The sequence below is a fragment of the Cognatilysobacter xinjiangensis genome, from assembly GCF_014651995.1.
Classification (GTDB): Bacteria; Pseudomonadota; Gammaproteobacteria; order Xanthomonadales; family Xanthomonadaceae; genus Cognatilysobacter; species Cognatilysobacter xinjiangensis.
Genome location: NZ_BMXY01000001.1, coordinates 1696449 through 1715422, shown reverse-complemented (window position 1 = coordinate 1715422; position 18974 = coordinate 1696449). Strand labels below are relative to the sequence as shown.

The 18974-nt window shown below is 70.7% G+C and carries 23 protein-coding genes; 10 read left to right on the top strand and 13 right to left on the bottom strand.

Translation table 11 applies throughout. The features are described from left to right. Nucleotides 1-10 precede the first annotated feature (10 nt). Nucleotides 11-1225, bottom strand: coding sequence for an imidazolonepropionase (hutI, locus tag IE066_RS08295; RefSeq protein ID WP_189448585.1), 1215 nt, complete (start codon nt 1223-1225; stop codon nt 11-13). Next, complete coding sequence (locus IE066_RS08290) at nt 1218-1409, bottom strand: hypothetical protein (RefSeq protein WP_189448582.1); 192 nt, start codon at nt 1407-1409, stop codon at nt 1218-1220. The genes hutI and IE066_RS08290 overlap by 8 nt, the downstream gene beginning before the upstream one ends. 56 nt (nt 1410-1465) lie before the next feature. Between IE066_RS08290 and IE066_RS08285 the strand changes: the two genes are divergently transcribed. Continuing rightward, on the top strand, nt 1466-2701 hold the full coding sequence (locus tag IE066_RS08285; RefSeq protein ID WP_189448580.1) for a formimidoylglutamate deiminase: 1236 nt from the start codon (nt 1466-1468) through the stop codon (nt 2699-2701). A 55-nt stretch (nt 2702-2756) separates the two neighbouring features. Here the strand turns inward: IE066_RS08285 and IE066_RS08280 are convergent, their stop codons facing one another. Next, entirely contained in the window at nt 2757-3044 is a 288-nt protein-coding gene (locus tag IE066_RS08280; RefSeq protein ID WP_189448578.1) for a hypothetical protein, read from the bottom strand. A gap of 32 nt (nt 3045-3076) precedes the next feature. Continuing rightward, entirely contained in the window at nt 3077-4303 is a 1227-nt protein-coding gene (locus IE066_RS08275) for an alkaline phosphatase family protein (RefSeq protein WP_189448575.1), read from the bottom strand. 96 nt (nt 4304-4399) lie between these two features. On the opposite strand from IE066_RS08275, the gene IE066_RS08270 reads away from it, so the two are divergent. The 4 genes from IE066_RS08270 (at nt 4400) to IE066_RS08255 (ending at nt 7346) form a co-directional block, all read left to right on the top strand. Beyond that, nucleotides 4400-4909: a YybH family protein gene (locus IE066_RS08270; protein ID WP_189448572.1), complete on the top strand. Its 510-nt coding sequence runs from the start codon at nt 4400-4402 to the stop codon at nt 4907-4909. Nucleotides 4910-4980: 71 nt separating this feature from the next. Further along, nucleotides 4981-5295, top strand: coding sequence for a hypothetical protein (locus IE066_RS08265; protein WP_189448570.1), 315 nt, complete (start codon nt 4981-4983; stop codon nt 5293-5295). 99 nt (nt 5296-5394) lie between these two features. Beyond that, nucleotides 5395-7065 (top strand): urocanate hydratase, encoded by a 1671-nt coding sequence (hutU, locus tag IE066_RS08260; RefSeq protein WP_189448567.1) that lies wholly within the window; start codon nt 5395-5397, stop codon nt 7063-7065. Further along, nucleotides 7065-7346 carry a DUF3253 domain-containing protein gene (locus IE066_RS08255; protein WP_189448565.1) on the top strand — a complete coding sequence of 94 codons (282 nt, stop codon included), beginning with the start codon at nt 7065-7067 and terminating at the stop codon, nt 7344-7346. Before hutU ends, IE066_RS08255 begins: the two co-directional genes overlap by 1 nt. Before the next feature lie 84 nt (nt 7347-7430). Here the strand turns inward: IE066_RS08255 and IE066_RS08250 are convergent, their stop codons facing one another. From IE066_RS08250 to IE066_RS08240, 3 genes are all read right to left on the bottom strand, one after another. Further along, entirely contained in the window at nt 7431-7835 is a 405-nt protein-coding gene (locus tag IE066_RS08250) for a hypothetical protein (RefSeq protein WP_189448562.1), read from the bottom strand. Nucleotides 7836-7846: 11 nt separating this feature from the next. Then, nucleotides 7847-9037: a zinc-dependent alcohol dehydrogenase gene (locus IE066_RS08245; RefSeq protein ID WP_189448560.1), complete on the bottom strand. Its 1191-nt coding sequence runs from the start codon at nt 9035-9037 to the stop codon at nt 7847-7849. 78 nt (nt 9038-9115) lie between these two features. Then, the gene (locus tag IE066_RS08240; RefSeq protein WP_189448557.1) at nt 9116-9439 is read right to left on the bottom strand and encodes a DUF6122 family protein; all 324 of its coding nucleotides are present in this window, start codon (nt 9437-9439) and stop codon (nt 9116-9118) included. A 517-nt stretch (nt 9440-9956) separates the two neighbouring features. On the opposite strand from IE066_RS08240, the gene IE066_RS08235 reads away from it, so the two are divergent. Then, nucleotides 9957-10193: a hypothetical protein gene (locus IE066_RS08235; RefSeq protein WP_189448555.1), complete on the top strand. Its 237-nt coding sequence runs from the start codon at nt 9957-9959 to the stop codon at nt 10191-10193. Between the two features lie 3 nt (nt 10194-10196). Here IE066_RS08235 and IE066_RS08230 read toward each other — a convergent pair whose 3' ends face one another. Then, the gene (locus tag IE066_RS08230; RefSeq protein WP_189448552.1) at nt 10197-12701 is read right to left on the bottom strand and encodes an ABC transporter permease; all 2505 of its coding nucleotides are present in this window, start codon (nt 12699-12701) and stop codon (nt 10197-10199) included. Continuing rightward, a complete protein-coding gene (locus IE066_RS08225; RefSeq protein ID WP_189448550.1) occupies nt 12701-13420 on the bottom strand; it encodes an ABC transporter ATP-binding protein in 720 nt (239 codons plus the stop codon). The genes IE066_RS08230 and IE066_RS08225 overlap by 1 nt, the downstream gene beginning before the upstream one ends. 39 nt (nt 13421-13459) lie before the next feature. Between IE066_RS08225 and IE066_RS08220 the strand changes: the two genes are divergently transcribed. Next, nucleotides 13460-14137: an arylesterase gene (locus IE066_RS08220; RefSeq protein ID WP_189448548.1), complete on the top strand. Its 678-nt coding sequence runs from the start codon at nt 13460-13462 to the stop codon at nt 14135-14137. Here IE066_RS08220 and IE066_RS08215 read toward each other — a convergent pair whose 3' ends face one another. Further along, nucleotides 14138-14356: an RNA-binding S4 domain-containing protein gene (locus IE066_RS08215; protein WP_189448545.1), complete on the bottom strand. Its 219-nt coding sequence runs from the start codon at nt 14354-14356 to the stop codon at nt 14138-14140. A 1-nt stretch (nt 14357) separates the two neighbouring features. Further along, entirely contained in the window at nt 14358-14753 is a 396-nt protein-coding gene (locus IE066_RS08210) for a DoxX family protein (RefSeq protein ID WP_189448543.1), read from the bottom strand. 122 nt (nt 14754-14875) lie between these two features. Between IE066_RS08210 and IE066_RS08205 the strand changes: the two genes are divergently transcribed. Both IE066_RS08205 and IE066_RS08200 read left to right on the top strand, forming a co-directional pair. Beyond that, complete coding sequence (locus tag IE066_RS08205; RefSeq protein WP_189448540.1) at nt 14876-15274, top strand: VOC family protein; 399 nt, start codon at nt 14876-14878, stop codon at nt 15272-15274. A gap of 93 nt (nt 15275-15367) precedes the next feature. Then, nucleotides 15368-15733 carry a cupin domain-containing protein gene (locus IE066_RS08200; RefSeq protein WP_189448538.1) on the top strand — a complete coding sequence of 122 codons (366 nt, stop codon included), beginning with the start codon at nt 15368-15370 and terminating at the stop codon, nt 15731-15733. Nucleotides 15734-15740: 7 nt separating this feature from the next. On the opposite strand, the gene IE066_RS08195 is transcribed toward IE066_RS08200, so the two are convergent. Next, entirely contained in the window at nt 15741-16685 is a 945-nt protein-coding gene (locus tag IE066_RS08195; protein WP_189448536.1) for a DMT family transporter, read from the bottom strand. A gap of 55 nt (nt 16686-16740) precedes the next feature. Continuing rightward, nucleotides 16741-17634: a LysR substrate-binding domain-containing protein gene (locus IE066_RS08190; RefSeq protein WP_189448533.1), complete on the bottom strand. Its 894-nt coding sequence runs from the start codon at nt 17632-17634 to the stop codon at nt 16741-16743. A gap of 170 nt (nt 17635-17804) precedes the next feature. On the opposite strand from IE066_RS08190, the gene IE066_RS08185 reads away from it, so the two are divergent. Then, nucleotides 17805-18698: a DMT family transporter gene (locus tag IE066_RS08185; RefSeq protein ID WP_189448531.1), complete on the top strand. Its 894-nt coding sequence runs from the start codon at nt 17805-17807 to the stop codon at nt 18696-18698. The last annotated feature ends 276 nt before the right edge of the window (nt 18699-18974 follow it).

The following is an 18974-nucleotide window of genomic DNA, read 5'->3' as shown; positions in this document are numbered from 1 at the left end:
GTTGCGGTAATCAGGAGCGGCGTCGGCCGGCGACCCAGCTCGCATCGAGCAGGTCGCCGCCGAGCCAGTAGCAGAGTTCGGCCGGATGGCGCACGCGCCAGAGCGTGAGGTCGGCGCGCTGGCCGACACGCAGTACGCCGCGATCGGCAAGGCCGAGCGCGCGCGCGGCATGCGTCGTGGCGCCGCGCAGCGCGTCCTCGGGCGTCAGACGGAAATGCGTGCAGGCCAGCTGCATCGCCTGTCGCAGCGAGAGCAGCGGAGAGGTGCCGGGATTGCAGTCGGTCGCAACGGCCATCGGCACGCCGTGCTTGCGGAACAGTTCGAGCGGCGGCAGCCTGGTTTCGCGCAGTACATGGAAGGCGCCGGGCAGCAGTACCGCGACGGTGCCGGCGGCCGCCATCGCGGCCACGCCCGCTTCGCTGGTGTGCTCGACGTGGTCGGCCGAGAGCCCGCCGAATTCCGCCGCGATCGACGCGCCGCCGAGGTCGCTCAACTGGTCGGCATGCAGCTTGACCGGCAGGCCGAGCGCGCGTGCGCATTCGAACAATCGGCGCGTCTGCGACGGCGAGAAGCCGATGCCCTCGCAGAACGCGTCGACCGCATCGACGAGGCCTTCGGCATGCAGGCGGGGCAGCCAGTCGATGGCGGCATCGATGTACTCGTCCGCGCGACCGGCGTATTCGGGCGGCAGCGCGTGCGCGGCGAGGTAGGTAGTGCGCACGGTGAGGCCGTCGCCATCGAAGCGGCGCGCGACGCGCAGCATCTTGCGCTCGTTCTCGAAGTCGAGCCCGTAGCCGGACTTGATCTCCAAGGTGGTCACGCCGTCGCGCATCAGCGCCTCGACGCGCGGGCGCGACGCCTCGAACAGCGCATCCTCGTCCGCCGCGCGCACGGCGCGAACAGTGGAGAGGATGCCGCCGCCGGCGCGCGCGATCGCCTCGTATGACGCGCCGCCCAGGCGCATCTCGAACTCGACCGCGCGGTCGCCCGCGAAGACGGCATGGGTATGGCAGTCGACCAGGCCAGGCGTGATCCAGCCGCGCGCCTCGATCACTTCATCAGCGAGCGACGCTGCGTCGCCGGGCAGCTCGTCGCGGCGGCCGACAAAGGTGAGCACGCCGTCCGACCACGCGACCGCGCCGTCCTCGATCGCGCCATAGGCCTCGCCATCGAGCGTGGCGAGGCCGGCGCCGACGATCAGACCGTCCCAGCGCGGCTCAGTCATCGTCGCCTTCCGCGTCGCCACCCGCGCCTGCGTCGCGATCGTTGCCGTGATGGGGATCGAGATGCCTAGTGTCGTCAGGCGTGTCCTGGCGTTGCAGCGACTCGAGCGTATGCGGCCGCCCGACCAGCCAGCCGAACAGCGCGATCAGCGCCACCACGGCCACCACGAACTCGACGATGCGCATGCGGCTCTCCACGGCTCCCCGCGATAGGCTAGCGCACCCGGCCGCCACCGCCCGTCATGTCCGAGCCCATCGTCCAACGCACCGCGCGCGGCTGGGAGCTTCCCGGCATCGCCAACCTGCATTCGCATGCCTTCCAGCGCGCGATGGCGGGGCTGGCCGAGCGCCAGACCGATCCGGCCGACAGCTTCTGGACCTGGCGCGAAACCATGTACCGCATGGCCGCGCGCTTCGACCCCGAGCTGCTGCGCGACGTCGCCGCGCAGCTCTACGTCGAGATGCTCGAAGCCGGCTACACGGCGGTCTGCGAGTTCCACTACCTGCACCACGCGCCCGACGGCCGCCCGTACGAGGACGCGGCCGCGATGTCGCGCGCGCTGATCGACGCCGCGCGCGAGACCGGCATCCGCCTTACGCTGCTGCCGGTGCTGTACATGACCGGCGGCTTCGACGGTCGCGCGCTCGCCGAGCGGCAGCGCCGCTTCGGGCACGACGTCGGCGCTTATCTGCAACTGCTGGACACGCTGCGCGCGCAGCAGGACGACACGCTCCGCATCGGTTGCGCGCTGCACAGCCTGCGCGCGGTGCCCGAAGACGCGATGCGCGACGTGCTGGCCGCGCTGCCGGGCGATTCGCGCATCCACATCCACATCGCCGAGCAGATCGCCGAGGTGGACGAGTGCGTCGACCTGCGCGGCGCACGCCCCGTGCAATGGCTGCTGGACCACGCGCCCGTCGACCGGCGCTGGACACTGGTGCATGCCACGCACCTGGATGCGTCGGAAATCGCCGGCATCGCGGCCTCGCGCGCCACCGTTGCGATCTGCACGACCACCGAGGCCAATCTCGGAGACGGCCTGTTTCCGCTGCGCGCGTTCATGGACACGGGCGGTCGCTTCGGCATCGGCTCGGACTCGCACGTGTCGATGTCGCCGGTGGAGGAACTGCGCTGGCTCGAGTACGGGCAGCGGCTGGTCACGCGGCGACGCAACGTCGCCGTCGGCGCGTCGACCAGCGTCGGCGAGTCGCTGCTGTCGCAGGTGCTGGACAGCGCCGCCGATGCGTCCGCGCAGGCGACGCGGGACGACCGCGTGGTACTCGACGCGCAGGCGCCGGTGCTGGCCGGCGCCACGCAGGACGATATCGTCGATCGCTGGCTGTTCTCGGGAAATCGCCCGGTCGTGCGCGAGGTCGACGTCGCCGGCCGCGGCGTGGTGCGCGACGGCGTCCATGTCGCACGCGAGGCCATCGCCGCGCGTTACGCCGCGGCGATGCGCAGGCTGTTGGCCGGCTGACGGCCACGCCGGCATCCGCTCACGGCAGGGCGGTGTACGCGTCCTCGACGGCGTCTTACACGGAGACCTCGCCAGCGGCCGAAACGCGGTAGCGGGCGCGCACCGTCGAGGTGTCGGGATCGCCACCGCAGCGCGCGTCGTGGACCTCGTGCAGCGCGAACAACCAGCCGTCGCCCGCGTCGTCCTCGCGCAATACGGCGAGGCAGTCGAGCGCGTCGCTGTCGCGGCGCAGCAGCGCGTCCTGCAGGCGTCCGATCGCGGTCCCGGCGTCCGTCACCGTCATCGGCAACGCGGAGTTGGGCGATGCATGGACAAGGCTGGCGACCGCCAGGCCCAGGCCCACGATTGCAATACCGAACGACGGGCGACGCGGCATCACGGCTGGCGAAGCATCGCGGCGCCGGTCGCGGGATCGCCGTCGTTGGGCCGCGGCGTGACGCCGAGCAGCCGCGCGAGCACCGGATACACGTCGACGTTGTCGAAGGCCGGCACCACGGCGCCGTCGCGGAACGACGGGCCGTCCGCGACGAACAGCGCACGCATCGACGGCAGTGCCGGGTCGTAGCCGTGGGAGCCGCGCGTGCTGCCGGCAAGGCGCGCGGCGACACGCGCGCGCGGCACTGCGTCCCAACCCTCGTCCATCTGGCAGACGATCGGCGGCACGCGCGCGTGCGCGCCGTAGTGCCAGCGCGGCGGCAGCGATTCGCGCGTCCAGCATTCGTAGTGGTCGTGGCGGCCGAGCAGGCGGCGGCGCGTTTCGTCCTCGCGGCCCGGCTGCGGCCGGAAGCCCACGGACTGCCCGGTGGTGACGTTCGCGGCGATCTCCGGCGGCGCCATGTCCTCCACCGCCACGACGTGCGCGGGCGGTACCGGCGCCATGCCGTGGTCGGAGACCACGACGACGTCGACCTGCGCGTCGAGCCCGCGCGTCGCGAGCCCTGTGCGCAGGCGGCCGATGTAGCCGTCCACGGTCCTGATCGCCGCCTCGGCTTCGGGCGAGCCCGGGCCATGGTCGTGTTCGGCGTGGTCCACGTCCTCGAAATACAGCGTGACCAGGCGCGGGCGCGTCGCTGCCGGGCGCTCCAGCCAGCCGAGCACCGTGTCCACGCGTGCTTCGCCCGAGAACGTCTCGTCGTAGGCGCGCCATTCCGACGGCCGCACGCCGCCGATCGCGGCCGAGCTGCCCGGCCAGAACATGGTGGCGCTGCGGATGCCGGCGTTCTCCGCGGTCGCCCAGATGGGTTCGCCGCCCCACCAGCGCGCGTCGTCGACGGCTTCGGTGCGCGCCAACGCGAAACGACCGAGCGTCTCGTCCCTCATGGTGTTGTGCACCAGCCCGTGCCGATCCGGCCGCAGCCCGGTCACCAGCGTGTAGTGGTTCGGGAAGGTCAGGCTCGGGTAGGAAGGCCGCATGTACTCGGCACGCACGCCGTCGCGGGCGAGGGCATCGAGGTGGGGCGTGAGGCCGCGGCCGAGGTCGGCGGCGCGGAAGCCGTCGATCGAGATCAACACGACGGCGGGCGGCGTATCGGAGGGCTTGGGGGTGCTGGCGCAGGCGGCGAGGGTGACGGCGAGGACTGCGGCAATGAGCGGTCGGATCACGTACGGAAACTAGGTCGAAAGCAACGGTGACTTTAGCCGCTCGCCCATGACAGGCGCGCGCATCACTATCTCGGAATCGATCACCGGAGTGTCGCAATGCCGTTCGCCCTCGCGCTCGTGCCGCTGCTCGCCGCCACCGCCGCCGCGCCGCCGCCGGAACCGTTGTCCGCAGACGAGTGCGCGGTGTTCATGCGCGAGCTCTCGTTCGCGCGCTCGGTGGCCGAGCACGATGCCGCCGCGTTCGCGCAGCACATCGCGCCCGACGCGGCCTTCGGCGTGGGCTCGCCGCGTCCGCAGCGCGGGCGCGAGGCGATAGTGAAGGGCTGGGACGGCATCGTGCGCGGCGACGGCATCCGGCTGGAGTGGTATCCCGCGCGCACCACGGCGGTCGGCGACCTCGCCTGGTCGACCGGGCCGGCGCTGACGGAGATACAGGGGCCCGACGGCACGCGCCTGCAGATGAGTACCTTCCAGTCCGTGTGGCGCCGCGGCGCCGACGGCGTCTGGCACGTGCTGTTCGATGGCGGTACGCCCCCGCGGCCGGTGGATGCGGCCGCCGCCGAAGCCTTCCGCGCCAAGCGCCCGACGAGCTGCCCGGCCGACTGACGGACGGTGCGTTTCGAGCCTATGCAGCGTGCGCGGCGTATCGTGGCAGGCATTCCCAGGAGGTGACCGCCATGATCCGTCGATACCTGCTCCTCGCGGCGCTGCTCACGGCCGCTCCGGTGTTCGCACAGAGCAGCACCGCTGCACGGCCCGCCGACCCCGTGCCTGCCGATACCGCCAGGGCGAAGGAAGACGGCGCGCGTGCCGATGTCGATCGCCATTGCCTGCGCGAGACCGGCACGATGATCCGCTCGCGTCGCGCCAAGGCCGATGGTCGCTGCGTCTCGTACCAGGCCGGCCGCGTCTACACGAACGACGACCTGCGCAATACCGGGCAGATCGACGTCGTGCAGGCGCTGCGCACGCTTGACCCCGCGATCCGCTGATCGCCGTCGCCAAGCAGTCCCGACGCCCGGCCCCGTGCCGGGCGTCGTCGTTTGGGGCGGTGCGATAATCCGGCGGTCACCACGCACCGGAAGCTCTGGATGTCCACGCGCGTCGATCCCACCCGCACCGTCCGCGCGCCGCGCGGCACCGAACTCAGCTGCCGGTCCTGGCTGACCGAAGCCCCGTTCCGCATGCTGCAGAACAACCTCGACCCCGAGGTGGCCGAGAACCCCGCCGAGCTGGTGGTCTATGGCGGCATCGGCCGCGCCGCACGCGACTGGGAATGCTTCGACGCGATCCTGAAATCACTGCGCCAGCTGGGCGACGACGAGACGCTGCTGATCCAGTCCGGCAAGCCGGTCGGCATCTTCCCGACGCATCCCGACGCGCCGCGCGTGCTGCTCGCCAACTCCAACCTCGTGCCGCACTGGGCCACGTGGGAGCACTTCAACGAGCTCGATAGGAAGGGCCTGATGATGTACGGCCAGATGACGGCCGGCTCGTGGATCTACATCGGCTCGCAGGGCATCGTGCAGGGCACGTACGAGACGTTCGTCGAGATGGGCCGCCAGTCCTATGGCGGCGACCTGACGGGTCGCTGGATGCTCACGGCGGGCCTCGGCGGCATGGGCGGCGCGCAGCCGCTCGCGGCGACGCTTGCGGGCGCCTGCTCGCTCACCATCGAATGCCAGCAGTCGCGCATCGATTTCCGCCTGCGCACGCGCTACGTCGACGAGCAGGCGGCCGACCTCGACGACGCGCTCGCGCGCATCGAGAAGTACACCAAGGCCGGCGAGGCCAAGTCGATCGCGCTGCTCGGCAATGCGGCCGATGTGCTGCCGGAACTCGTGCGGCGCGGCGTCCGCCCCGATGCCGTCACCGACCAGACCAGCGCGCACGATCCGGTGCACGGCTACCTGCCGATCGGCTGGACCGTCGAACAGTGGCTCGAAGCGCAGAAGAACGACCCCGAGCGCGTGCGCGACGAGGCGAAGAGGTCGATGCGCACGCACGTCGAGGCCATGCTCGCGTTCAAGCGCCAGGGCATCCCGACCTTCGACTACGGCAACAACATCCGCCAGATGGCCTTCGACGAAGGCTGCAGCGACGCCTTCGATTTCCCGGGCTTCGTGCCGGCCTACGTGCGCCCGCTGTTCTGCCGCGGCATCGGCCCGTTCCGCTGGGTCGCGCTGAGTGGCGATCCGGAAGACATCTACAAGACCGACGCGAAGGTGAAGGAGCTGATCCCCGACGATCCGCACCTGCACCGCTGGCTCGACATGGCGCGCGAGCGCATCGCCTTCCAGGGTCTGCCGGCGCGCATCTGCTGGGTCGGACTCGGCCAGCGCCACAAGCTCGCGCTCGCGTTCAACGAGATGGTGCGCAGCGGCGAGCTGAAGGCGCCGGTGGTGATCGGCCGCGACCATCTCGACAGCGGCTCGGTCGCCTCGCCGAACCGCGAGACCGAAGCCATGAAGGACGGCAGCGACGCCGTCTCCGACTGGCCGCTGCTCAACGCCATGCTGAACGTCGCCGGTGGCGCGACGTGGGTGTCGCTGCACCACGGCGGGGGCGTCGGGATGGGTTACTCGCAGCACTCGGGCGTGGTGATCGTCTGCGACGGCACCGAAGCAGCCGACTGCCGCCTCGCACGCGTGCTGTGGAACGACCCGGGCACCGGCGTGATGCGCCATGCCGACGCCGGCTACGAGCTGGCGCAGCAGTGCGCGAGCGAGCAGGGGCTGAAGCTGCCGATGCTCGGTAGCTGATGGCCGACGACGCGGCGATCCGCGACTGTGTCGTGGCCCTGCTGCGACGACGTGCCGACGACGCGTCGATCTGCCCGTCGGAAGTAGCGCGCGCACTGTCGCCCGACGAAACCGAATGGCGTGCATCGATGCCGCAGGTCAGGCGCGTGGCGGCTGCGATGGCCGAATCGGACGAGATCGCGGTGACGCAGGGCGAGCGCGAGTTGCCGTCGTCGGAGGTCATGCTCGCGGGTGGACCGATCCGGCTGCGCCGCGGGCGCGGCTTTCCGAGCGAGGCATGAAAGCCGTACGTCTACCGCTCGCCACATGAACCGAGGGCCGCATCGCTGCGGCCCTCGGTCGATTCGATCAAATGCAGGACGACGTCAGCGACGCAGCCACATCACCGCGATCAGGCCGACGAGTCCGATGGCCGCGATCGAATGCGCCTTCTTGGAACGGCGCGCATCGTCGAACAGCCCCTCAATGACGTTCACGCGGTCGGCGAGCAGCAGCATCATCCAGTGACGCAGGCGTCCCTCGCTGTGGCGGAACGCGGCGCGGCGGATTTTGCCCGACAGCCCCGACGGCGGGCACGCGGTGCCGAACACCGGTGTATTGCCGGGGCGCTCGATGGAATGCAGCACCTCGACGGTCTGCGCCTGCGCCTCGGGCACGTCCCAGTGCGCGTCGTCCTCGCGCGGCGGCATACGCTCCATCGGCACGGCGGGGCGGTTTCTGCGATCGAGGTCGGCGCCCCAGCCTGGAATCTGCGAACGGTCGAAATTCATGGGTCGTCTCCTCAATGCAGGTGCGGCGAGGTGACGGGCACCTCGGCGATATTGGCCATGCCCGGCGGAATCAGGATCGGCTTGATGCAGCCCTCCTTCTTGCCCGAGAACATGTTGTACGCGTCTTCCACGTCCTCCAGCGGGACGCGGTGGGTGATGATTTCGCGTGGCTTGATGCGGCCGGCCATCACGTGCTCGATGAGGCGCGGCAGGTGGCGCTTCACGCTGGCCTGGTTGGCGCGGATGGTCAGGCCCTTGTTGACCGCGTTGCCCAGCGGAATGGCATTCACGGTCGGGCCGTAAACGCCGACGATCGAGATGTTCCCGCCCTTGCGCACCGAGTTGATGGCCCACATCGCCGCGGTCGCGGCGCCGGCCTGCAGCTTCATGCGTACGCCGGTGATCGACTGCCACAGGCTGCCGTCCGCTTCGCCGCCGACCGCATCGATGCAGACGTCCGGGCCCAGCCAGTCGGTGATCTTCTTCAGGTGCAGCACCATGTCATCGATTTCCTTGAAATTGATGACCTCGGCCGGCGCCCACTTGGCGACGAAGTCGAGCCGGTATTCCACGTGGTCTACGACAATCACGCGGCCCGCGCCCATCAGCCAGGCGCTGCGCGCGGCGAGGATGCCGACCGGGCCGGCGCCGAACACCACTACCGTGTCGCCTTCCTTGATATCGCCCATTTCCGCGGCCTGGTAGCCGGTGGGGACCACGTCCGTCAGCAGCACCGCGTCCTCGATGTGCATGCCTTCGGGAATCTTCGTCGGGCCGATGTCGGCGAACGGCACGCGCACGTACTCCGCCTGGCCACCGTGGTAGCCGCCGGTGGTGTGCGAATAACCGAAGATGCCGCCGACCGCTGTCGCCTCGGGGTTCGTGTTGTGGCAGTTGCCGTAGAGCTCGCGCTGGCAGAAGTAGCAACTGCCGCAGGCGATGTTGAACGGCACGATGACGTGGTCGCCCACCTGCAGGTTCTGCACCGACGAGCCGACTTCCGTCACGATGCCGCAGAACTCGTGGCCGAAGATGGTGCCCACGCGCGTGTCCGGCACGAGGCCGTGGTAGAGGTGCAGGTCGGAGCCGCAGATGCAGGTGCGGCTGACCTTCACGATCGCATCATTGGGGTGTTCGATCTTCGGTTCGGCAACGTGTTCCGCGCGTACCTTGTACGGGCGCCGGTAGGTGGTGGCGAGCATCTCGTGTCCTTCGAAGCGGGCGTGTGGACCGAGGCTAGGGAGCGCTGGATCACGGCAGCGACAAACCGGCCGTAACCGTCAGCGCATCAGCACGCAGTCGATGCCGTCGAGCACGATGTGGATCAGCAGGCCCACGGCGAACACCCGCGTACGCTTGGGCACCAGCATTGCGACGTACACGACGATGGCCCACGGCTCGTGCAGCGGATGGAACGCGATGCTGCAACGGCCCGGCGCATAGATGGGATCGGCGAGCAGATGATCGACGTCGATCAGCCAGCCCGCGAGCAGCAACGCATATGTCTCCGCCCATCGACGTCCCGGCCACGCCAGCGCGACGGCCAATGGGACGATCGCATGGAGGACGAGATGCAGCAGCGCGCGGGTGCCGGGAAGGTCCATCGCGACATGATGCGATGCGGCACGCGACGGCGCCGCGCAACGGATCATGGGCGGTTAACGATGCCTTGCGCACCCTGCGCGCAAGGCCGCCGACAAGCAAAGCTACGGCACCGACAGCGGCCCCCGGCAGCAACCCGTGCACAGGTCTGCCGCGGCAACGACGCTTGCACGCCCCGGTCATGCCGGGGCGTCTCTTTATGCGCAGCAGCGCACACATTCCGACGAAGGGCGTCGACCGTCACGGTCATCTCACGGCCGCTGGGCGAAGGTGGCGGCGTGGTCAGCTGCAAGGTGGTTGCAGCCTTCCTCTCCAACCCCGGGCCCAGGCCCGGGGTTTTTTTATCCGACTGTCACGCATGGCTAACGGAGCCGGGCGCAGCGTCGAATCCGCGACGGCTCTCCGTCGCGCATCCGCCCCGTGCGGCGCCGCCTCCTGTGAGGCATGGGTCCCCGGTTCGCACGACCGGGGACTCCTCGTCCGGCGGGCCGCTCCCGGCATACGCACGCGAGGGACCGAATGCGCCTGCATGCGTTCCAGCTGACCGACGGCACGATGCACGTCGTCGCCGAGCGGCTCGCTGCCGCGCTCGACGCGCGCAGCGAGCTCGATGGCCACGACCTCGGTGTCGCCGACGTCGACCTCGCGCGCCTCAGCCCGCACCTCGTGCTCGGCATCGGCATGGATGCCTGGGCGATCGCGCGCGGCGACGACGCACTGCTGATCCGCGACGCGCTCGCCGCGCAGGCGAGCTGACGCCTAGTCCTGCAGTTCCCTCAACGTGGTCGACGGCGGTGCGTCGAGCACGCGCCGCGTCGCCCACAGGCCGGCCACGAGCGCGGCCAGCATGCCGATCGCGGCGCCGGCCAGCGCCGGCTTCCAGTCGAAGGACCAGGGCAGGTCGAACACGCGCGTGGCGACGACGCCCGACAGTACAGAGGCCGCAACCGCGGCGACCAACCCCGACAGCAGCCCGATCGCGAGGAACTCCGAAGCCTGCGCCAGCCGCAGCTGACCGCGTTTTGCGCCCAGCACGCGCATCACCCCGCCCTCGAGTAGGCGCTCGTCCTGGCTCGCGGTGACCGCGGCCATCAGCACCAGCACGCCGGCGGCGAGCGAGAACCAGAACACCACCTGCACGACCGTGGACACCTGGTCGCCGGTCGCGCGGACCTGCTCGAGGACGGCGTCGATGTCGACGACGGTGAGGTTGGGGAAGCGGTCGACGAGGCGCGCGGTGAAGCGCGGCTGCGACGGCGGCACGCGCACCGCGGTGATCCAGCTCGCCGCATAGCCGTCGAGCGCACCGGGCGAGGCGACGACGAAGAAGTTCGGCGTGAAGCTCTCCCAGTCGACCTCGCGCAACGAGGTGACGCGCGCCTCGAACGGCTGGCCGGCGATGTCAAAGCCGATGCGGTCGCCGACCTTCCAGCCGAGGCGCTCGGCGAAGCGCTGCTCGACGGAGAGCTCGGGCGTGCGGGGTTTGCCAGTCCACCACTTGCCCGCGGTGATCTCATTGCCGACGCCCGGCTTGGCCGCCACCGACAGGTTGAACTCGCGCTCGGCGAAGCGTCGCGCCTGTTCCTCGCTGTATTCGGCGCCGCCGGTGGCGCGGCCGTTCCGGCTGACCAGGCGCGCGCGGATCATCGGCACCAGCTCGGGCGCGGCGATGCCCTCGTCGCGGATGAAGGCGCGCACATCGCCCACCTGGTCGTCCTGCACGTTGATGATGAAACGGTTGGGCACGTCGGTGGACAGCGAGCGCTGCCAGCGATCGAGCAGGTCGGTGCGCACGAAGGTGAGCAGCAGCAGCGCCATAAGCCCGAGGCCCAGCGCGCAGACCTGCGCGACGCTCGCGCCTGCGCGACGGCTCACGTTGGCCAGGCCGTAGCGCAGCGGCCCGCGCAGGCGGGTTCGCAGCGCGCGCACGGCGAGGATGAGCAGGCCGGCCAGCAGCGCGAGCGCCGCCAGCGTGGCCACGACGCCCACCAGCATCGACAGCCCGAGCGTCGCCGAGCCCGCCTTCCACCACAGCAGCGCGCCGAGCGCGGCGAGGCCGAGCGCGCCCACCGCCCATGCGCTGGGCTCGACCGGGTCTAGATCGCGACGCAGCACGCGCAGCGCCGGCACGCGACGCAGCGCAAGTACCGGCGGTGCGCCAAAGGCGAGCAGCACCACGAGGCCCAGCATCAGGCCCTGCAAGGCCGGCAGCGCGCTGGCGGGCGGAATCGACAGCGCCAGCTTCTGCGCGAGCCACAGGCCCACGCCCCACTGCAGCAGGAAGGCCAGCGCCACGCCGGCAAGGCTCGCGAACAGGCCGAGCAGCATGAGCTCGCCGACATGGATCGCGACGATGCGCCGCTGCGACGCACCCAGGCAGCGCATCACGGCCGCGCCGGCGCGGTGGCGCTCGCTGTGCCGGCGCGCCGCCATCGCGACGGCGACGGCGGCCAGCATCACCGACACCATCGCCGCGAGGCCGAGGAAGCGACCGGCGCGATCCAACGCGGAATTCACCTCGGGGCGTGCATAGCCGACCGCCTCGAACCGCTGGCCGCGCTGCAGGGAGGCCTTGGCAGTCGCGGTGAAGCGCTCCACCGCGCCCGAATCGCCGGCGACGATCAACCGGTAGCCGATGCGGCTGCCTTCCTGCACCAGCCCGGTGGCCGGCAGGTCGGCGAGCGCGATGATCACGCGCGGCGCGATGTTGAACATGTCGATCGACGCGTCGGGCTCTTGGGCAACGATCGCGTCGATGCGGAAGCGGGATTCGCCCAGCGTGACGACGTCGCCGATGCGCGCATCCAGCGCTTGTGCGCCGGCGCGGGTGATCCAGGCGGTGCCGCGCGCGGGAATGCGTTGCGCGGTGGATTCGACGCCGTTCGCATCGACCAGCCGGAAGCTGCCGCGCAGCGGGAAGCCGTCGCCGAGCGCGCGCAGGTCGGCGAGCTTGAGGCGCTGCGCGTCACCCTCGCCGATGGACGCCATCGTCGTCAGCTCGCGCGTCTCGGTGAAGCGCAGGCCCGGCGCCCGCGCGGCCTCGATCTGGCGTGCGGACGGCGGGCCATCGCCACGCACCACGGCATCGCCGCCCATCAGGCGGTTGGCCTCGATGGTCAGCGCGCGCTCGGCGCGGTCGGTGACGAAACCCACCGCGGTGACGGCCAGCACCGCGAGCACGATCGCGGCGATCAGGATGCGCACCTCGCCGGCGCGCAGGTCGCGGCGCAGCTGGCGCCAGGCGAGGGAGAAGGCGGCGGGCATCAGGCGGTCGCCGAATCGTCGGCGAGGCGGCCGGCGTCGAGCCGGATACGCCGCCCGCAGCGCGCGGCGAGCGCATCGTCATGCGTGACCAGCACCAGCGTGGTGCCGGCCTGTGCGTTGAGCTCGAACAGCAGCTCGATGATGGCCGCGCCGGTGCGCGTGTCGAGGTTGCCGGTGGGCTCGTCGGCGAACAGCAGGCCGGGGCGGGTGACGAACGCCCGCGCAAGCGCCACGCGCTGCTGCTCGCCCCCGGAGAGCTGGCGTGGATAGTGGCCGAGCCGCTCGCCGAGGCCGACGCGGCCCAGGATCGCGCGCGCGGGTGTTTCTGCATCGCGGTCGCCGCGCAGTTCCAGCGGCAGCATTACGTTCTCCAGGGCGGTGAGCGAGGGCAGCAGCTGGAAGTTCTGGAACACGAAGCCGACTTTTTCGCCGCGCACTCGCGCACGGCCGTCCTCGTCTAGCGCCGACAGCGCCTGGCCGTCGAGCACCACTTGGCCGGACGAGGGCGTGTCCAGCCCCGCGAGCAGCGAGAGCAGCGTGCTCTTGCCCGAGCCCGAGGCGCCGACGATCGCCACCGACTCGCCCGGCGCGATCGCGAAGCCCACGTCGCGCAGGATGACGAGGTCGCCGGAGGGTAGCGGCACGCGCTTGCCGAGGCCTTCGACGGCGAGGGCCGACGGCGTGGTGCTTCGGGCGGTGTTCACGGTCGCGTCGAGCATCATGTCTCCAATTGGGCCGACGACCGGCCGGAGGAACGAATGAGTCGAGCATATGTAGGCATGCGGGCCCGTGTGCAACAGGGCCTTTGGTTGGTGGGCCTCCTGGCGGCGCTGCTCGCGCTGGCGCTGCCCGTGCAGGCGAAGGGCCCGGCGCGCGCGCCGGCGACCACGAAGACGGTGCTGGTGGTGGGCGATTCGCTCTCGGCCGGCTACGGCATCCAGGCGCAGCAGGGTTGGGTCTCGCTGCTGTCGCGACGCATGAAGACGACGCATCCCGGCTGGTCGGTGGTCAACGCCAGCGTGAGCGGTGAGACCACCGCGGGCGGGCTGTCGCGCCTGCCGCGCGAGCTGGCGCGGGTGAAGCCCGCCGTCGTGGTGATCGAGCTGGGCGCGAACGACGGCCTGCGCGGGCTGCCGGTCGACCGCATGCGCGCGAACCTCGACCGCATGGTGCAGCTCTCGCAGGCCTCGGGCGCGAAGGTGGTGCTGGTGGGCATGCGCATGCCGCCCAACCTGGGTCGCGCCTACACGGAGAGCTTCGCGAACGCCTTTACCACGGTGGCGAAGAACCGCGGCACCGCGCTGGTGCCGTTCCTGCTGGAGCCGGTCATGCTCGATCGCCGCGCGTTCCAGGCCGACAACCTGCATCCCACCGCCGCGGCGCAGCCGCGCCTGCTCGACCATGTCTGGCCGACGCTGGGCCCGCTGGTGAAGTGATCAGCGCTGGACGACGCGGATCTCGACGTCGTCCAGCCGCACCACCTGCCCGGCGCGGATCTTCGCGGTCTTGCGCAGCTCCACGTTGCCGTCCACAGAAACCGCGCCGCTGGCGACGATCTGCTTGCCCGCGCCGCCACTGTCGCAGAGCCCGGCCAGCTTCAGCAGCTGGTTGAGCTCGACGTACTCGCCTTCCAGATCGAATTCGACGGTCTGCATGTCAGCGCTCGTTGACGCTGAAGCGGCCCGGGCCCAGCAGCGCCACCGCCAGCCCGCCGACCAGGTACATGGCCTGCAATTCCAGCGACCAGCCACCCTGCGAATTGAAGCTGCCGAGCTGGCCCAGGTGCACCAGCACGATCGCGAACAGCATGTTGACGAACACCAGCGCGCCGCCGATGCGCGCATGGAAACCGGCGATCAGCATCAGCGGGCCGACGACCTCGCCGAGCAGCACGCCGTAGCCCAGCGCGCCGTGAAAGCCGCGCGCCTCCACCATGCGCACGATGCCGGCCATGCCGCCGTTGAGCTTGGCCAGGCCGTGCAGCAGCACGAGCACGCCGAGCGTGACGCGCAGGAGCAGCTTGCCGATGTCGTGCTGAGTGTTCGCGTTCATGGATCGTCCCCTGTGACCGCGGCGAGGATAGACGCTGCGCCGCGTGCTTGTCTGCGCCCCGACCGGCCGGGGCGCGACGGTGAACCCGCTAGCATCGACGGCCTTACACGGGGAGCCCTTCGATGATCGCCTACACCACCCTCGGCACCAACGACCTGCCACGCGCGGCTCGCTTCTACGACGAGTTGCTGGCCCTGATCGGCGGCAAGCGCGAGATGGAGCAGCCGGGCTACTTCATCGCCTACGGCAACGGCGGGCCGGGCGCCGGCCTCGGCATCACCGTGCCGTTCGACAAGAACGCGGCGACGGTCGGAAACGGCACGATGGTCGCGCTGGAAGCGAAGGACCCGGCGCAGGTCGATGCCGTGTACGCCAAGGCCATCGAGCTCGGCGGCACCGACGAGGGCGCGCCGGGCGAGCGCTTCCCGGGCTTCTACGCCGCGTACTTCCGCGACCTGGACGGCAACAAGCTCAACATCTGCCACATGACGTTCGACCCGTCGGTGCACGCGCCGGGCTGATCCGGGGCATTCGGGCGAGGGCGGCGCGATCGCGGCGCCCTCGTCGCGTCCGGCCAACGCGACGTCGACGCCCGCCATGAGAGCGTCGGGGCCATGCACACGAAGAAGCTGAAACTCGGCCAAGGCTTCCGCGTCGCGTTCGAAGTGCGTCGCGCGCAGTGCGCCGAAATGGTGCTCGCACCCGGCGACAGCGAGGGCGGCGACGACAACCGCCACCACGGCGCGGACCAGTGGCTCTACGTCGTCGATGGCCGCGGCGTGGCCATCGTCGAAACGGAGGGCCGCAAGCGCCGCGTCGCGCTCGAACCCGGCCGCCTGCTGGTGATCGAGAAGGGCGAGCGCCACGAGATCCGCAACACGGGCACGGCACTGCTGCGCACGATCAACTTCTACTACCCGCCGGCCTTCCGCCGCGACGGCGAACCGAAGGGGCCGGGGCGCAAGCGCGCGTCCCGGTAGGGCGGCGTCAGTCCACCATGCCCTTGGACTCGGAGGCGGCGAGCATTTCCGGATGCTCGATGCGGCGCAGGCGGTGCATCAGCGGATAGGCCAGCACCGCGCCGAGGATGATCGCGACGCCGCCGTAGAACGCCAGGCTCAACTCGCGCTGCTCGCCGAGCAGCAGGATGGCCAGCACGATCGCGTAGACGGGCTCGAGGTTCACCGCGAGCTGCGCCGCGAACGCGCTCATGTGCCGCAGCGCGACCAGCGACAGCGCGTACGGAATCAGCGTGCAGCCGATGGCCAACCCGAGCAGCAGCGCGGTGTCGTGCAGCGAGGGAAAGGCAAAGGCCAGTGCCTCGCCGGGCATGACGGTGCCCAGCAGCGGCGAGAGCAGGGTCAGCGCGATCGTGCCGGCGCCGAGCTCGATCGCGGTGATCGTTAGCGCGTCGCCGTGCTCGACAAGACGCTTGTTGAGCGAGCCGAACAGCGCCACGAAGATCGCCGACACGGTGCCGACGACGATGCCCATGCGCATGCCCGGTGGAATGCCGCCGACCACCAGCGCGACGCCCGGCAGCACCGCGACGCCGAGCAGGAAGTCGCGCGGCTGGAAGCGCGTGCGCGCGAGCCAGGGCTCGGCCATCGCGGTGAAGACCGTGCCCAGCGCGATGCAGGTCGCGCCCACCGATGCGTTGGAGAGCTTGATCGAGCCGTAAAACGTCAGCCAGTGCAGCGCGACCAGCACGCCGATACCCGAGTAAGCGCCGATCAGGCGCAGCGGCATTTCGCGCAGTCCGCGCCAGACGCGCGGCACCAGCAGCAGCACCGCGACCACGAACAGCATGCGCCACCACACCAGGGGCAGCGCCGCGAGGCTGATCAGCTTGCCAAGGATGGCGGTGAAGCCCCAGAGGACGACGCAGACGTGGATCTGCAGGAAGGCGCGGCGGGTTTCGGGTGTAGACATCGGGCCATTATCGGTGGCGGCGTGGCCGCCCGGTGCGACGCGTCGCCGTTGTCGCTCAATCCGCCTCGGCGCGGGCCTCGGCGATGACCCAGTCGGCGAACGCGCGCGCGGCCGGTCGCAGCCGCCGGTGCGTGGGCTCGACGACGTAGTACGACCAGCGCGACGTCACCGACGGGCCCGGCAGCCGCACCAGCCGGCCGCTCGCGAGATAACGCGCGACGATGTGCTCGCGCGCAAGCACGGCGCCGAGGCCGGTGGCCGCAGCTTCCAATGCACCGGTGGAATCGGTGAAGCGGTAGCGCTCGTCCGGGGTGATGCCGAGCACGCGCGCGGCGCGGAACCAGTCGGGCCAGCCCTGGCGCGCGTTGTCGGACACCAGTGGCAGCCGGGCGACGTCGCGCGCCGTCGCAACCGCCTCGACGCCCGGCATGGTCGGCGAGGCGACGGGAAACAGCTGCTCGCCGAGCAGTCGCGTCGCATGGGTGCCGGGCCACTGGCCGGGGCCGTGGCGGATCGCGAGGTCGGGGCCGCTGTCGTCGAAACGCGCGATGGCGAAGCCCGTCTCGATGCTCAGCCGCACCTGCGGATGGGCCTCGGCGAAGCGGGGCAGGCGCGGCATCAGCCAGGCGGTGACAAAGGAATGCAGCGTGGCGATACGCACGAGGTCATCGTCGCCGCTCGACGCCTTGAGCCCGCGCAGCACGTCCTCGAGGTCGGCGAGCGAGCTGCTGGCGGCGTCGGCCAGTTGCCGCCCGGCGGCGGTGAGCGACACGCCGCGCGCATGGCGCTGGAACAGCGGCAGGCCGAGCCGCGATTCCAGCTTGCGCACGTGGTGGCTGACCGCGCTGGCGGTCAAGTGCAGCTCCTCGCCGGCATGGGCGAAGTTCTGGTGGCGCGCCGCCGATTCGAAGGCGGCCAGGGCCGACAGCCATTCCGCACGGGTACTCATGCGAGCCTCAAGCCAGATTTGTGGCGGACAGCGAAAGTATGCGCTTGTGCGCACACTGATGCCGAGGACAATGGCGAGCCGACCCCAACCTCGCTCACGGCTGGCGGTGCGCAGGATGCGGGTAGCCGCCCACGCACCGCCATCCGAGGCTTCCGTCCCCGGAGGATCCGATGGCCGTCCACGCAACCGCTGCAACGCTCCCGGCGCCCGCCGCCGATCGCTGGATCACGCCGGTGGAGATCGGCGTGCTCGGCGCGATCTGGGGCGCGTCCTTCCTCTTCATGCGAGTGGCAGCGACCGAGTTCGGACCCGCGGCGCTGGTCGAGCTGCGGCTCGCGCTCGGCGCGATCGTGCTGCTGCCGTTCCTGTGGCGTGCGCGGGCGTCGTTCCCGCTCAGGCTGTGGCCGAAGCTGGCGCTGATCGGCGCGATCAACTCGGCGGTGCCGTTCCTGCTGTTCGCCTGGGCCGCCGAGCGCGCGCCGGCCGGCGTCGGCGCGATCTGCAATGCGATGACCGTGCTGTTCACCGCGCTCGTCGGCGCGCTGTTCTTCGGCGAGCGCATCGGCTTGGCGCGCAGCGTCACGCTGGCGATCGGCTTCGCGGGCGTGGTCGTGCTGGCCAGCGGGCGCATCGCCGGCGCGGACATCGGCCCGGCGGTGATGGCGGGTGCGTCGGCCGCGTTGCTCTACGGCATCGGCATCAACCTTGTGCGCCGGCATCTCACCGGGCTGCCGGCCACCGCCGTCGCGCCGGCGACGTTGCTCTGCGCCGCGATCCTCGTGCTTCCGTTCGGCATCGCGCAGTGGCCCGAGCGCATGCCGTCGATGCACGCATGGACGTCGGTGGTGCTGCTCGGGGTGCTCTGCACCGGGATCGCCTTCGTCATGTACTACCGCCTGATCGCACGCGTCGGTGCCGCGCGTGCCTCGACGGTCACGTACCTCGTCCCGTTGTTCGGCGTCGCCTGGGCGTGGTGGTTGCTCGACGAGGCACCGACGCTCCGCATGGCCATCGCTGCAGCGCTCATCCTCGGCAGCGTGGCGCTGAGCCAGCGAAAGACCTGATCCCTTCCTGAAATCGCGGTGCTTCGTTCGAGCGCGCAGCACCGCTCCGCCATCAGCGGCGCAACAGCCTCGAAATTACCGCCATGGCATCGCCCCCATGGCGGCAGCGAGGTTCCGCTGTTTCGCACCGCCGATATGGCGAAGCACTGCTTCGCCGTCAGCGGCGCAACAGCCGCGAAATCATGCCCATGGCGGCAGCGGGGTTCCGCTGTTTCGCACCGCGGGTATGGCGAAGCACTGCTTCGCCGTCAGCGGCGCAACAGCCGCGAAATCATG

Excerpts from the sequence above, each read along its gene's own strand:
- hutI (WP_189448585.1), bottom strand. The coding sequence starts at position 1,225 with ATGACTGAGCCGCGCTGGGACGGTCTGATCGTCGGCGCCGGCCTCGCC.
- IE066_RS08290 (WP_189448582.1), bottom strand. The coding sequence starts at position 1,409 with ATGCGCATCGTCGAGTTCGTGGTGGCCGTGGTGGCGCTGATCGCGCTG.
- IE066_RS08285 (WP_189448580.1), top strand. The coding sequence starts at position 1,466 with ATGTCCGAGCCCATCGTCCAACGCACCGCGCGCGGCTGGGAGCTTCCC.
- IE066_RS08270 (WP_189448572.1), top strand. The coding sequence starts at position 4,400 with ATGCCGTTCGCCCTCGCGCTCGTGCCGCTGCTCGCCGCCACCGCCGCC.
- IE066_RS08265 (WP_189448570.1), top strand. The coding sequence starts at position 4,981 with ATGATCCGTCGATACCTGCTCCTCGCGGCGCTGCTCACGGCCGCTCCG.
- hutU (WP_189448567.1), top strand. The coding sequence starts at position 5,395 with ATGTCCACGCGCGTCGATCCCACCCGCACCGTCCGCGCGCCGCGCGGC.
- IE066_RS08255 (WP_189448565.1), top strand. The coding sequence starts at position 7,065 with ATGGCCGACGACGCGGCGATCCGCGACTGTGTCGTGGCCCTGCTGCGA.
- IE066_RS08250 (WP_189448562.1), bottom strand. The coding sequence starts at position 7,835 with ATGAATTTCGACCGTTCGCAGATTCCAGGCTGGGGCGCCGACCTCGAT.
- IE066_RS08245 (WP_189448560.1), bottom strand. The coding sequence starts at position 9,037 with ATGCTCGCCACCACCTACCGGCGCCCGTACAAGGTACGCGCGGAACAC.
- IE066_RS08240 (WP_189448557.1), bottom strand. The coding sequence starts at position 9,439 with ATGGACCTTCCCGGCACCCGCGCGCTGCTGCATCTCGTCCTCCATGCG.
- IE066_RS08235 (WP_189448555.1), top strand. The coding sequence starts at position 9,957 with ATGCGCCTGCATGCGTTCCAGCTGACCGACGGCACGATGCACGTCGTC.
- IE066_RS08230 (WP_189448552.1), bottom strand. The coding sequence starts at position 12,701 with ATGCCCGCCGCCTTCTCCCTCGCCTGGCGCCAGCTGCGCCGCGACCTG.
- IE066_RS08225 (WP_189448550.1), bottom strand. The coding sequence starts at position 13,420 with ATGCTCGACGCGACCGTGAACACCGCCCGAAGCACCACGCCGTCGGCC.
- IE066_RS08220 (WP_189448548.1), top strand. The coding sequence starts at position 13,460 with ATGAGTCGAGCATATGTAGGCATGCGGGCCCGTGTGCAACAGGGCCTT.
- IE066_RS08215 (WP_189448545.1), bottom strand. The coding sequence starts at position 14,356 with ATGCAGACCGTCGAATTCGATCTGGAAGGCGAGTACGTCGAGCTCAAC.
- IE066_RS08210 (WP_189448543.1), bottom strand. The coding sequence starts at position 14,753 with ATGAACGCGAACACTCAGCACGACATCGGCAAGCTGCTCCTGCGCGTC.
- IE066_RS08205 (WP_189448540.1), top strand. The coding sequence starts at position 14,876 with ATGATCGCCTACACCACCCTCGGCACCAACGACCTGCCACGCGCGGCT.
- IE066_RS08200 (WP_189448538.1), top strand. The coding sequence starts at position 15,368 with ATGCACACGAAGAAGCTGAAACTCGGCCAAGGCTTCCGCGTCGCGTTC.
- IE066_RS08195 (WP_189448536.1), bottom strand. The coding sequence starts at position 16,685 with ATGTCTACACCCGAAACCCGCCGCGCCTTCCTGCAGATCCACGTCTGC.
- IE066_RS08190 (WP_189448533.1), bottom strand. The coding sequence starts at position 17,634 with ATGAGTACCCGTGCGGAATGGCTGTCGGCCCTGGCCGCCTTCGAATCG.
- IE066_RS08185 (WP_189448531.1), top strand. The coding sequence starts at position 17,805 with ATGGCCGTCCACGCAACCGCTGCAACGCTCCCGGCGCCCGCCGCCGAT.